This is a genomic window from Pseudomonas sp. Z003-0.4C(8344-21) (genome assembly GCF_900104975.1).
Lineage (GTDB): Bacteria > Pseudomonadota > Gammaproteobacteria > Pseudomonadales > Pseudomonadaceae > Aquipseudomonas > Aquipseudomonas granadensis.
Genome location: NZ_LT629756.1, coordinates 4,264,590 through 4,278,476, shown reverse-complemented (window position 1 = coordinate 4,278,476; position 13,887 = coordinate 4,264,590). Strand labels below are relative to the sequence as shown.

Here is a 13,887-nt window from a genome sequence, read left to right as displayed (position 1 = left end):
TCATTCACTGGTAAGGGCCGTGACCGGGTCAAGTCGGGCAGCTTTGCGGGCCGGCATGAAGCCGAAGACGACACCGGTCACCAGGGCGCAGGCAAACGCGCCGAGCACCGCCAGCAACGAGAAGGCGACGGCGACTTCACTGAGAATCAGCACGCCGCCAACCATCAATGCCAGGGCGATCCCGGCGATGCCGCCGACCACCGAAAGCATCACCGCCTCGGTGAGGAACTGACGCAGAATGTCGCGTTGGCGCGCACCGGTGGCCATGCGGATACCGATCTCACGGGTGCGTTCGCGCACGGTCATCAGCATGATGTTCATTACACCGATGCCGCCGACCAGCAGCGAAATCGCCGCAATCGAACCGAGCATCAGCGACAGGGTGTTCTGTGTGCGCGCCTCGGCCTGGATCATCGCGGCATTGTTGGTCAGTTCGAAATCCTTCTTGCCGTTGTGCAGCTGCAGCATCAATTGCTCGATGGCCTGCTCGGCGTCCTTGACCTTGCCTGCGTCGGTAGCAGCAATGGCGACGTATTCCGGGTCACGCGTGCCGAACAGCCGAACGCTCGCAGCGGAGTAGGGGATGGCGATGCGGTTGTCGCTGTCGGAGTCGCCGGAACTGGCGCCTTTTTCCGCGAGCACGCCGACGACCTGAAACGGTACGTTCTCGATCAGGATGTATTGGCCGATCGGGTTGGCGATGTCCTTGAGCAGTTTGGTTCGTACCTTGTGGCCGATCACCGCGACGGCGGCTGCGTTGGCTTCGTCGGCCTCGGTGAAGTAGCTGCCTTGCACCACCGGCCAGTTGAAAATCGCCGGGAAGTTAGTGTCGTTGCCGCCTACGTAGCTCAAATGGTCGGCATTGCCGAAGCGTACGCCGGCCTCGGCGCCGTTGACCGGCATGATCCGTTGCACTTGCGGCAGGCTTGCCAGAGCCCGCACGTCATCGAGGGTGACGATACCTGGCGGCGTGCGCGGATTGGGCGCCGAGCCGCTGAGGTAAATGATGTTCGAGCCGAACGCGCCCATCTGCGCCATGACCTGACGCTTGCTGCCTTCGCCGACGGCGAGCATCACCACCACCGAGGCCACGCCAATGATGATCCCGAGCAGGGTCAGTGCGGTGCGGAAACGGTTGATCCACATCACCCGCCACGCAGCCTGCAAGGCGTCGACCAGTTCGCCTTTCCACGCGCCGGTGGCTTCGGCGCCTTCGCTCAGGCGCTTGCGCAGGTCGACCGCTTGCAAGGCGCCGGGGTTGGCGCTGGTCTGGGCTTGGGAGTTGTCCTTTGCGCTGTCACTGATAATCAGGCCATCACTGATTTCGATGATGCGTTTGGCCCGCGCTGCCACTTCGCGGTCGTGGGTGATAAGAATCACCACATGGCCCTGACTCGCCAGTTCGTCGAGCAGCGCCATGACCTCTTTGCCGCTGTGGCTGTCGAGGGCGCCGGTCGGTTCGTCGGCGAGAATGATGTGGCCGCCGTTCATCAAGGCGCGAGCGATCGAGACCCGTTGTTGCTGGCCGCCGGACAACTGATGCGGACGGTTGCCGGTGCGCGAGGCCAGACCGAGCCGGTCGAGCAGGGCGGCGGCGCGGGCATGGCGTTCGGCGGCCGGGGTGCCGGCATAGATCGCCGGCATCTCGACGTTCTCCTGAGCCGAGCCGGACGGAATCAGGTGGTAGCCCTGAAACACGAAACCGAACGCTTCACGGCGTAGCCAGGCCAGTTCATCGCTGTCCAGGCCGGCGACGTTTTCCCCGGCGAAACGGTATTCGCCGCAAGTCGGCCGGTCGAGGCAGCCGAGGATGTTCATCAGCGTCGACTTGCCGGAGCCGGACGCGCCGACGATCGCCACGAATTCGCCGGCGTGGATCGACAGATCGATGCCGCGCAGGACGTGAACTTGCGGTGCGTCGCCGCCGCCGTAGGATTTGCGGATGTCCTGCAGGTCGATCAGGGGCGTTTGCATTCAACCCCCACTGCCGCTGGCCGGGCCGATCAGCAGATGATCACCTTCATTCAGGCCGTCGAGAATCTGCACTTTGAGCCTGTCACTGATGCCGGTGCGCACTTCACGGGGCTCGATCTTGCCATTGGCGGCGACCACCTGCGCGGTCTGCCGATCGGCCTTGCTGCTGCCTTGCAGGGCAGCCACCGGCGCGGTGAGTACGTCTTTGGCCTGATCGGCGACGAAGAACACTTGGGTGGTCATCTCCGCCATCAGGGCGTTGTCGGCGTTATCGACATCCAGCAGCACGGTGTAAAGCACCACGCGGGCGCTGCCGCTTTTACTGCTGTTGGCCGGGCTGCCGCCGCCCTGGCTGGTCTGGTCCAGTGGCTTGGGTGGCACTGGCAGAATTTGTCGGACCTTACTGCTCCAGCGCCGGTTGCCGCCGCTGAGCGTGGTGAAGTAAGCGCTCATGCCTGGTTTGACGTGGCCGATATCCGCTTCCGAGACCTCGGCCCACACGGTCATTGGCGACAATCTGGCGATGCGCAAAATCAGCGGCGTCTGTTGCTGGGCATTGAGGGTCTGGCCTTCGCGCGCATCGAGAGCCACCACGGTGCCGGCCATTGGCGCATAGATCTGCGTGTAGCCGAGCTCGGCCTGATCGCTGCGCAGGCTGGCTTCGGCCTGGCGTATCTGCGCCTGGAACATGTCGATGCGTGCTTGCGTGGCTTTCAGTTCGGCGCGGGCAGTCTGCACGTCTTCTTCACGGGTCGCGCCGCCAGCCGCGAGATTTTGCTGACGCTGGTATTTCTGCTGAGCCAGTTCGTGCTGGGCGCGCTGCTCCTGCCATTGCGCCTTGAGGTTTTCAATGGAGAAACGTCCGGCGTCGAGTTTGGCTTTCTGTGTCGACGGGTCGATTTCCACCAGCAACTGGCCTTCCTTGACCACGTCACCCACTTCGACATGAATCTTCTGAATCTGCCCGGACGCCTGTGCGCCGACGTCTACGTAACGGCGCGGTTGCAGCGTGCCGAGGGCGGTGACGCTGCTCTCTATATCGCCGCGCGACACTTGCACGGTGACAAATTTTTCCCGACCCGGTGGCAGCATCTGCCACGCGGCATAACCGACAACCGGGATCAGACAAAGGACTACGAGCAGGGCGCGTCGGGCAGGGCGGGGACGTTTCATGCAGGGTTCCGGCCAGTGGAGTCGGCCCGTCGTTCGGCTGGCACAATCAGGTTGGGGCCGCAGCGAACGCTGTCACGGGGCGCGACAGACACGGGAAGCTGTCCTGTAAACGTGGCAAGGGCAGGGGAATTTAAGCGGAGACACACAAAGTTACAGCTATAGAAGCGGACTATTTGTCGGTCAAGGCCAAACACTACTTTAAATCTATATGAGAATTACTATAAATTACGTCCTTCAAGTTGCCACTATCTTGCTACTGCCGTTTGCGGCGTCGCCGATCAGTGCGCTCAAGGACAGAAACCGCAGATTTGCGGGCGGGAGTCATGTTGGAAAACTACTATCGAGAGCTGGTGTGTTTCCTGAACGCCAAGCTCGGCAACCGTCAGGTCGCCGAAGATGTGGTGCATGACGCTTATCTGCGGGTGCTTGAACGCTCCAGCGAAACCCCGATCGAACAGCCCCGCGCATTTCTCTACCGCACTGCGTTGAACCTGGTCATCGACGACCATCGGCGCAATGCCCTGCGCCAGGTCGAATCATTGGAAGTACTCGACAACGAAGAGCGCTACTTCACTCCGTCCCCGCACAGCACCCTCGACCACGGTCAGCGCCTGGACATGCTGCAACGCGCCCTGGGCGAATTGTCGCCGCTGTGCCGCGACAGTTTTCTGCTGCGCAAGATCGAAGGTCTGTCGCACCCGGAAATCGCCGAGCAATTGGGCATTTCCAAAGCGTTGGTGGAAAAACACATCGTCAACGCGATGAAACATTGCCGCCAGCGGATCAAGCAATGGGATGCCCATTGAGCCGGTGCCGTTAAATTTTATTTCCCTGTCCTCGTTCCTACTCAACAGACGACCTGCTGACCTGCTCAAGGCCAGTCGGGTCACTTAGGCTCTCCTTGCCCCTTGTTGAGGGGTTCATCCAGAGGACACTGGAAATGACTCAGGCAATTGCATCGCCCATCGTTCACGACCTGATCGGCGTCGGTTTCGGCCCTTCGAACCTGGCGCTGGCCATCGCTCTGCAAGAGCGCGGGCCGAGCCACGGAGAGCTGGATGTGCTGTTCCTCGACAAGCAGGCCGATTACAGCTGGCACGGCAACACCCTGTCGACCCAGAGCGAATTGCAGATTTCGTTCCTCAAGGACCTGGTGACCCTGCGCAATCCGACCAGCCCCTACTCGTTCGTCAACTACCTGAAATATCACGGTCGTCTGGTCGACTTCATCAACCTCGGCACCTTTTACCCGTGCCGCATGGAGTACAACGACTACCTGCGCTGGGTGGCCGGGCAGTTCACCGCGCAGAGCCGTTACGGTGAAGAAGTGCTGACCATCGAGCCGGTCCTGCACAACCAGCAGGTCGAGGCGTTGCGGGTGATTTCCCGTGGCAGCGACGGCCAGCAATTTGTGCGCACCACGCGTTCGGTGGTGGTCAGTGCTGGCGGTACGCCGCGTATTCCCGAGGCGTTCAAGGCGCTGAAGGGTGATCGCCGGGTCTTCCATCACTCGCAGTACCTGTCGCAGATGGCCAGACAACCGTGCGTGAACAATCAGCCGATGAGCATCGCGATTATCGGGGGCGGGCAGAGCGCGGCGGAGGCGTTCATCGATCTCAACGATTCGTTCCCGTCGGTGCAGGTCGACATGATCCTGCGCGGTTCGGCGTTGAAGCCGGCGGACGACAGCCCGTTCGTCAACGAGGTATTTTCGCCGGAATTCACCGACCTGGTGTTCCAGCAGAACAGCGCCGAGCGCGAGCGTCTGGTCAACGAGTATCACAACACCAATTATTCGGTGGTCGACATCGACCTGATCGAACGCATCTACGGCATCTTCTATCGCCAGAAGGTTTCCGGGATCGCCCGGCATGCCTTCCGCACCCTGACCACCGTCGAGAGCGCCACCGCGACTGACAGCGGTGTGGAACTGGCGGTGCGCAACAACGCCACCGGCGAAGTTACCGTGCGGCATTACGATGCGGTAGTGCTGGCCACCGGTTACGAGCGGCAGATGCATCGCAAACTGTTGGCGCCGCTGGAAGAGTATCTGGGCGAGTTCGAGGTTGACCGCCATTACAAACTGATCACCGATGAGCGCTGCAAGGCCGGGATCTACATGCAGGGCTTCTGCCAGGCCAGCCATGGCCTGAGCGACACCTTGCTGTCGGTGCTGCCGATCCGCGCGGACGAAATCGCCGGTTCGCTGTACGAGCATGGCAGGCACCGTGGGCAGCGGTCGGTGGCGGATCTGCTGCTGGCGACGGCCAGCTGAGTTCTGCTGCGCCTGTCACATCGCCATCGCGGGCAAGCCCGCGATGGGGCCATCGCGTCCAGCGAAAAACTGATTCCTGAACCCTTCCTGAACACCCGCGACATTCCCCGTAACACCTCTTCCAGCCGTTTTGCTGCGGGCGTAAGCTCCACGCGTTTTCATCAATAGCGGAGACCCACAGTGGGTACTTGTTCGAGTGACAGTTGTCGGCCGGTCTCGGTAACCGGCAGATGCTCGGCAAGATAACGCGCAGCCTTTTCTCTGCCGTTGTCTCGCCGTAACAGCGAGCAGCGGCATCCCGTGCATGGCCCGTCCTGGGCATGCCTCGACGTCCTTCTCATCGACGCTGAACAGAGCGTGACTACGACTTCATAGTCGTGATCGCAGCCCTATCGACACGCCTGTCTTTTTGATCGGCGCGCCACGCCTTGCCGTGCCGGTTTTTTCCGGCGGCAGCGGTGCGGTCGGACCTGCTTGACGGTTTCCCGGCTGACCACAGGGACAACAGCCATGAAACTTACGCTCAAGGAATTTTTCGCAGGCTTCCTGCGCAACCGCCACATCGCACGGCACTTCCGTCGTCTGGCGCTGCTGGAATCGCTCAACGACAGCACGGTCAGCCGCGAAGTCCCGCTAACCCTGGCTAACACGCTGGTCGCTGCCGCGCATTGCGACAGCAGCGAATTGTTGTCATCGCTCGGCAGCCATTGCGAAGGCCTGCGCGATATCGACATCGACGCACTGCGCGCGCAGCACGGCTTCAACGAGGTCGAGCACGAGCAACCGCTGCCAGGGTGGACGCACTTGTGGCACTGCTACAAAAACCCGTTCAACCTGCTGCTGACCTTGCTGGCGGTGATCTCTTGGCTGACCGAAGACTTGAAGGCCGCTGTGGTGATTTTTTCCATGGTGGTGCTGTCGACGCTGCTGCGCTTCTGGCAGGAAAGCAAATCCAGCCAGGCCGCCGATGCACTCAAAGCCATGGTCAGCAACACCGCCACGGTGCTGCGCCGTGACGCGCCGCGCCGCGAATTGCCGATCAGGCAACTGGTGCCGGGCGATCTGATCGTGCTCTCCGCTGGCGACATGATTCCCGCCGATTGCCGGGTGCTCAGCGCCAAGGATCTTTTCGTCAGCCAGGCGGCGATGACCGGTGAATCGATGCCGGTGGAGAAATTTCCGCGCCAGGCCGATCGCGATACGCGCAATCCGCTGGAGCTGGACAACATTCTATTCATGGGCACCAACGTCGTGTCCGGCACTGCCGTGGCGGTGATCCTCACCACCGGCAATCACACCTGTTTCGGCGCGCTGGCGCAGCGGGTCGGGGCGACTGATCGGGCGGTGACCTCGTTCCAGCAAGGGGTCAACAAGGTCAGCTGGCTGTTGATCCGTTTCATGTTCGTCATGGCGCCGCTGGTGCTTTTCATCAACGGTTTCACCAAGGGCGACTGGACCGAAGCGCTGCTGTTCGCGCTGTCGATTGCGGTCGGCCTGACCCCGGAAATGCTGCCGATGATCGTCACCTCGACCCTGGCCAAAGGTGCGGTGTTTCTGTCGCGCAAGAAAGTCATCGTCAAGCGCCTCGACGCGATCCAGAACTTCGGCGCCATGGACGTGCTGTGCACGGACAAGACCGGCACCCTGACCCAGGACAGGATCTTCCTTGCGCGCAATGTCGACGTCTGGGGCGAAGACTCCGATGACGTGCTGGAAATGGCCTACCTCAACAGCTACTACCAGACCGGCCTGAAAAACCTGCTCGACGTGGCGGTGCTGGAACACGTGGAAATCCATCGTGAGCTGAAAGTCGGCACGGCGTTTCGCAAGGTCGATGAGATCCCGTTCGACTTCAACCGCCGGCGCATGTCGGTGGTGGTCGAAGGCCGTGGACAGCCGCATCAATTGATCTGCAAAGGTGCGGTAGAAGAGGTGTTGGCGGTGTGCAGCCGGGTGCGTCATGGCGAATTCGATGAAGCCTTGAGCGATGAACTGCTGAGCCGGATTCGCCAGGTCACCGCAGCGTTCAACGCTGAAGGCTTGCGCGTGGTAGCGGTGGCGGCTCGCTCGATGCCAGAGGGCCGCGACGTCTACAGCCTTGCCGACGAACAGGACCTGACGCTGATCGGTTACGTGGCCTTCCTCGATCCGCCCAAGGAAAGCACGGCGCCGGCGCTCAAGGCTCTGGCCGCACATGGCGTGGCGGTGAAAGTGCTGACCGGCGACAACGAGCTGGTGACCGCGAAGATCTGCCGTGAAGTCGGCCTCGCTCAGCAAGGCTTGCTGATGGGCAACGCTATCGAGCGCATGAGCGATGCCGAACTGGCCGTGGCGGTGGAGCAGACCAACGTCTTCGCCAGACTGACGCCGTCGCACAAGGAACGCATCGTGCGCAGCCTCAAAGGCAACGGCCATGTGGTCGGCTTCATGGGCGACGGCATCAACGATGCGCCGGCGCTGCGCACGGCCGATATCGGGATTTCCGTCGACAGCGCGGTGGACATCGCCAAGGAAGCAGCCGACATCATTCTTCTGGAAAAAAGCCTGATGGTGCTGGAGGAGGGCGTGCTCGAAGGGCGGCGCACCTTCGCCAACATGCTCAAGTACATCAAGATGACCGCCAGCTCCAATTTCGGCAACGTGTTCTCGGTGCTGGTGGCCAGTGCGTTCATTCCGTTTCTGCCGATGCTGCCGATGCACTTGCTGGTGCAGAACCTGCTTTACGACATTTCGCAGATTGCCATTCCGTTCGATAACGTCGACGAGGACATGCTGAAACAACCGCAGCGCTGGCAGCCGGGCGACGTTGGGCGTTTCATGCTGTTTTTTGGCCCGATCAGTTCGATTTTCGATATCACCACGTTTGCCTTGATGTGGTACGTGTTCGATGCCAATACGCCGGATCACCAGACCCTGTTTCAGTCTGGCTGGTTTGTGGTCGGGTTGCTGACCCAGACGTTGATCGTGCACATGATTCGCACGCCGAAGATTCCGTTTCTGCAAAGCCGTGCTGCGATGCCGCTGTTGGTAATGACCGGGATTATCATGGCGGTCGGGATTTTTCTGCCGATGGGGCCGTTGGCGCATTACTTCAAGTTGCAGGCATTGCCGTCGCTGTATTTTGTGTTTTTGCCGGTGATTCTGCTGGCGTATATGGGGCTGACTCAGGCGGTGAAGGGCTTTTATGTTCGGCGGTTTGGCTGGCAATGATTGGTCTGTGCTGTGTTGGTTTTTTGGGTACATATCCGTTGCTGCGGTAACGGCTGCTTATGGTTTCGCCCTTACGGCGAGTCCCTTTTTCAGACGCCAAAAAGGAACCAAAAGGCTTGCTCCTGCGTTCGGCCCTCGCAAGCTCGGGTCCCTTCGCTCCGGGATTGATCCGGGCGCAGCGGCTACGGTTTGCTTCGCTGCACCTCCTTCCGCTGTGTCTGGCTGCGCCAGACGGTCGCTGCGCTCCCACGCCCGGATCGATCCCTGCGCTCAGCCTTCCGATGTCGCTGGTTAGGCAAGATCAAGATCAACAGCACGCGAGCTAACGCTCATTGTTGAGTGGTTAGAAGCGGGTGGTTGGATTTGGATTTGTGGTGGATTTTCCCTCACCCCAGCTCTCTCCCCCTGGAGAGGGAGCCGATTTTGGTTGGATTTGGCATTTGCGTTCGACTCGGTATCGCATGTCGGCGTATCTCTCGAATCCACCGCGATCGTTCCCTCTCCCTCCGGGAGAGGGCTAGGGTGAGGGGCTTTTGACGTGGCTTTTGATTTCAGGCCCGCCCGAGGTAACGCGTTGCCGCGCCGCCATCAGCAGCACCCTGGCACTGGGCTGCAACAGCGCCGCGCCCGGACGGCCTCGGACGAATGATCGATTTTTTAGGAAAAGTCCTACAGAGCCCGGTACACGCAATTGCGTAGCCTTGCCCCACCCAGAAACTCTGGAGGGAGAATGACCATGATCAACAAAGCCCTGCGAATCCTGATCGCCGATACCCAGCATTTTCACCGGATGAAAATCGAGCGCCTGTTCAACAGCCTCGATTATTACCGCGTGGCGCCGGTGCAAAGCCTCGCCGAGCTGTTGACGCTGGTCGACTACGGTTGCGAGCCGTTCGATGCGGTGATCATCAATGCCGATCTGGCGGGTCGGCTCGACCTGCTGGGGTTTTTCCTCGATAACCCACAGGTGCGGCAGGCATTGATCTACAACGAGCGCACGGCGCCATTGCAGTGCACTGCAGGTTTCGCTCAGGACAATGTGCAAATCAGCCCGCTGGCGTTGCCCGGACTGCCGGCGATCAAGCAGTTGATGGCAATGGTCGAGGCGCCGGCCATCCGGTGCGAGACGTTGGCCCGGCAGCCGCTTGCGGCGGTGCGCAGGGCAACCCATGCATAAAAAATCAACGTGCACAACTGTCAGACCTGACAGGTGATTCGCCCGTCGTTCCGTGTAACAGTCCCGGCGCAGCCACCGAGTCCGGATCCGCCCGCACCGGTGGGCTGTTCGTCCGGCTTTGCACTGGGAGTGGCCATGAAGCCCGAGAAGTCAGCGCTGATCGTTGACGATCATCCGGTGGTGCGCGCCGCCATCCGGATCGTATTGCAAGCTGAAGGATTCAAACTGATTCACGAGGCTTCTCAGGGCAACGAGGTGCTGGCGCTGATTCGTGAACATCAGCCGCAACTGGTGATCCTCGATATCAATCTGCCGGCGCTCGGCGGGCTGGAGGTGCTGGCGCGGATCAAGGCCAATGATCTGAATTGCCGCGTGCTGGTATTCAGTACTCACGATCCGCTGTTTTACCAGCAGCGCTGCCTGAGGGCCGGGGCAATGGCCTACGTGACCAAGACCAATCAACTGCAGCAGTTGCACAAAGCCATTCAGGCACTGATGTCCGGTTACACCTATTTTTCCGCGTTGTCGGATACCGCCAGCGTGCTGAATGCGGTGCAAACCACCGAGAAGGAAATGATCGATCAGCTTTCCAACCGTGAACTGAACATTCTCGAACAATTGGGGCACGGCAAGTCCAACAAGTCTATTGCCGAGGACATGCACCTTAGCCACAAGACCGTCAGCACGTACAAGACCCGATTGATGAAAAAACTCGGGGTCAATTCAGCGGTGCACTTGCGCGATTTCGCCAAGCGCAATCACGTCATCTGAGCACGCGATCATGCGCCAGGGAGGCTGGATCGTCGGGCTGTGGCTGAGCCTGACCGCGCTATGCGCGGCGAGTGAACCACCGCAGGTGCTGGAAGTGCTGACCCGTACCGGCCTGGAAAATGTCCAGTTGCGCCTCGACGCCCAGGACCGGCAATGGCTGCGTCAGCACCCGCTGTTGCGCATGGGCATTTCCGGGCCGGATTACCCGCCATTCGAACTGACCCGCAACCAGCATGAACTCGAAGGATTGACCGCCGATTACGCTGATCTGCTGGCGCAGTTGCTCGGGATCCGCATCGAGGTGCGCCGGTTTGCCGACCGGGAGGCGGTGATGGCCGCGCTCAAGCGTGGCGAGCTCGATCTGCTCGGCACCTCCAACAGCTTCGAAATCGCCGATCCGGCCTTTGTGTTGTCCCGGCCGTACGCCGAAGATCAACCGATGCTGGTCACTCGCCTCGACGAGCAATTGCCGACCGATCTTGCCGGCAAACGCCTGGCGATGGTCGAGGACTATTTGCCGCTGGCGACCGTGCAAGGCTTTTATCCGCAGGCTCAGGTGCAGCGTTACCCGTCGGCGATGGACGCACTCGGTGCGGTGGCATTCGGCGCGGACGACGTGTACCTCGGTGATGTCATCAGTGCCAACTACCTGATCAACACCAACTATCGCAACGACCTGCAACTGGCCGGCCCGTCGGGCCTGGACGCCAATGCGTTCGGCTTCGCCCTGCTGCGCAGTGATGCGCGCCTCAAGCGCATCGTCGATGTGGCGTTGGCGGCCATACCCATGGAGCGCCGGCAACGCATCGAACAGCGTTGGAGCGCCGGTCTGGCGGAAATGGCGGAGCAATCGCGGGTACAACTCAGCGCCAGCGAACAGGCCTGGCTCGACCAGCACCCGGTGGTGCGAGTTGGCGCCATCGAAGATTTCGCGCCGCTGACGTTTTTCGATGCCGACGGCCGTTTCAGCGGGCTCACGGCGCAATTGCTGAGCCTGATCAGCCAACGCAGCGGGCTCAATTTCGAAATCGTGCGCGGAACCTCGCTGGACCGTCAGATCGAACAGCTCAAGACCGGTGAACTGGACCTGCTGCCGGTGGTAACGCCGAGCAGCGAGCGCGAAACCGAGCTGCAATTCACCCGCGCCTACCTGAACAATCCGTTCGTGCTGGTCAGCGCAAGCACCTGGCAGGGGCCGCTCCCCCTGGACGAACTGGCGGGCAAGCGGCTGGCAATCTACCGCGGTCATCCGTTGCGCAGTTATCTGTTGGCCCGTGTGCCGCGCTTGCGTCTGGTCGAAACCGCGAGCCCGGCCGACGGCATGGCGATGATTCTCAAGGGCCAGGTCGACGTCACGGTGAGTTCGTTGGTGGTGGCGCGTTTTCTGATTGCCCGCCATTACCGCGAACGGCTGCGCATTACCGGCACAGTCGGTGATCAACCGGCGCGCATTGCCTTGGCGACCGCACCACAAATGCCGGCGCTTCACTCGATCCTGAACAAGGCACTGCTGAGCATCGCCCCGCAGCAGATGGATGAGCTGGTCGAGCGCTGGAGCCATGAGGTGGTGATCGATGACAGTTACTGGCGGCGCCATCGCCACGAAATTCTCCTTGGCTTTGCGGCAGCGGCGCTGCTGCTCGCGCTGGCGCTGGGCTGGATCGTCTGGCAGCGCCGTCAGTTGCGACGCCGCCAGCAATGGCTGCAGCAATTGCAGGACGCCAAGAATGCCGCGGACGATGCCAATCGCGCCAAGACCACGTTTCTGGCGACCATGAGCCATGAAATCCGCACGCCGATGAGCGCCTTGATCGGCATGCTCGAACTGGCCTTGAAACGCGCGGAGGAGGGCGTCACCGATCGTCTGGCGATACAGGTGGCGTCAAACGCCGGGCAACAATTATTGGCGCTGATCGGCGACATACTCGATATCGCACGGATCGAAACCGGGCATCTGTCCCTCGCGCCCGAACGCGCCAACCTGCGTGATCTGGTGCTCTCGGTGTGTCGGGTGTTCGAGGGGCTGGCGCGGCAGAAGCACTTGCTCTGGCATCTGCAACTCGATACCGGCAGTAATGTCGACGTGCTGATTGACCCGACACGTTTCAAGCAGGTGCTGTCGAACCTGCTGAGCAATGCCATCAAGTTCACTGACGAGGGCCAGGTCAGCTTGCATCTGGTGGTCGGCGCTGCGCCGGCCGAGCGCTTGGCGGTGAGGGTGTTGATCGAGGACAGCGGCGTGGGGATCAGTCACGCAGATCGTCAACGATTGTTCAGCCCGTTCGTGCAGGCGAGCAATCACGCGCAATCGGCGCGCAGCGGTTCCGGGCTGGGCCTGGTGATCAGCCGCAACCTGTGCGAGATGATGGGCGGCACACTGCGACTGGACAGCGTGCCGGGTATAGGCACGCAGGCAGAAGTCAATCTCGAGTTGCCGCTGCTGGCGCCGCTTGCGCAAGCGGCGTCGGCTCCCGTTGCGGTTGTCACGGCGGCGCGTTCGCTGAATGTGCTGGTGGTCGATGATCATCCGGTCAACCGCTTGCTGCTGTGCTGGCAGTTGAGTGAACTCGGCCATCGTACGGTCGATACTGACAACGGTGACGACGCCCTTGAGCGCTGGCGAACGCAGGCGTTCGATGTGGTCATTACCGACTGCAACATGCCGCGGCGCAATGGTTATCAGCTCGCGCAGGCGATCCGCGAGCAAGAATCGCTGGCCGAACGCACGCCGTGTTTGCTGCTGGGCTTCACCGCCAATGCGCAGGCCGAGGAACGCGCTCGCTGTCTGGCCGCCGGCATGGACAATTGCCTGTTCAAGCCTATCCGCTTGCACGATCTGGCACAGGCATTGGCCGCAGCCAGCCACTGCGCCGTGCCGGCGGATCACGTTGCAACGGCTGCGCTGGTGGAAATCGACTTGAGCACGCTGGAGCAAATGGCTGGCAATGACCGCGGTTTGATCGAGCGCCTGCGCGAGGAAGTGCTGAACAGCTTGCGCCTGGACCGGCGACTGCTGGCGGTGTTGCAGGATGACCGCGACCGCGCCGGGTTGCGCGATCTGGCGCATCACATCAAGGGTGGCGCGCAGATGGTCGGCGCGGCGCGGGTGGTGGCGGCCTGTGTCGACCTGGAACTGGCTTGCGCTGACGGGCAAACGCCGCTGTCCAACACAGCAATCGAGGCGTTGCGCGAGGCCATGGACAGCCTCGCGCAACGCCTGCTGACCTGATAGCGGCGCTTCGGTTTTTGTGGGAGCCAGCCTGCTGGCGATCGCAGCACCGCAGATTTTGTAGGCAGGTCACTGTTC

Annotated in this window: 8 protein-coding genes; 6 read left to right on the top strand and 2 right to left on the bottom strand. The window is 61.3% G+C overall.

Annotated features, from left to right (window positions below; all coding sequences use genetic code 11):
• On the bottom strand, nucleotides 1-1,974 hold the full coding sequence (locus tag BLU24_RS19400) for a MacB family efflux pump subunit (RefSeq protein WP_093102894.1): 1,974 nt from the start codon (nucleotides 1,972-1,974) through the stop codon (nucleotides 1-3).
• Complete coding sequence (locus BLU24_RS19395) at nucleotides 1,975-3,147, bottom strand: efflux RND transporter periplasmic adaptor subunit (protein ID WP_093102891.1); 1,173 nt, start codon at nucleotides 3,145-3,147, stop codon at nucleotides 1,975-1,977.
• Between the two features lie 323 nt (nucleotides 3,148-3,470).
• Between BLU24_RS19395 and BLU24_RS19390 the strand changes: the two genes are divergently transcribed.
• The 6 genes from BLU24_RS19390 (at nucleotide 3,471) to BLU24_RS19365 (ending at nucleotide 13,809) form a co-directional block, all read left to right on the top strand.
• Entirely contained in the window at nucleotides 3,471-3,953 is a 483-nt protein-coding gene (locus BLU24_RS19390; RefSeq protein ID WP_093102888.1) for a sigma-70 family RNA polymerase sigma factor, read from the top strand.
• A gap of 134 nt (nucleotides 3,954-4,087) precedes the next feature.
• Nucleotides 4,088-5,422, top strand: coding sequence for a lysine N(6)-hydroxylase/L-ornithine N(5)-oxygenase family protein (locus BLU24_RS19385; protein ID WP_093102885.1), 1,335 nt, complete (start codon nucleotides 4,088-4,090; stop codon nucleotides 5,420-5,422).
• A gap of 510 nt (nucleotides 5,423-5,932) precedes the next feature.
• Nucleotides 5,933-8,632, top strand: coding sequence for a magnesium-translocating P-type ATPase (mgtA, locus tag BLU24_RS19380; RefSeq protein ID WP_093102882.1), 2,700 nt, complete (start codon nucleotides 5,933-5,935; stop codon nucleotides 8,630-8,632).
• Nucleotides 8,633-9,368: 736 nt separating this feature from the next.
• Nucleotides 9,369-9,809, top strand: a complete 441-nt coding sequence (locus BLU24_RS19375; RefSeq protein ID WP_093106854.1) for a chemotaxis protein CheY — start codon at nucleotides 9,369-9,371, stop codon at nucleotides 9,807-9,809.
• 135 nt (nucleotides 9,810-9,944) lie between these two features.
• Nucleotides 9,945-10,580, top strand: a complete 636-nt coding sequence (locus BLU24_RS19370; protein ID WP_093102879.1) for a response regulator transcription factor — start codon at nucleotides 9,945-9,947, stop codon at nucleotides 10,578-10,580.
• A gap of 10 nt (nucleotides 10,581-10,590) precedes the next feature.
• Nucleotides 10,591-13,809, top strand: a complete 3,219-nt coding sequence (locus tag BLU24_RS19365) for a transporter substrate-binding domain-containing protein (protein WP_093102876.1) — start codon at nucleotides 10,591-10,593, stop codon at nucleotides 13,807-13,809.
• Nucleotides 13,810-13,887 lie beyond the last annotated feature (78 nt).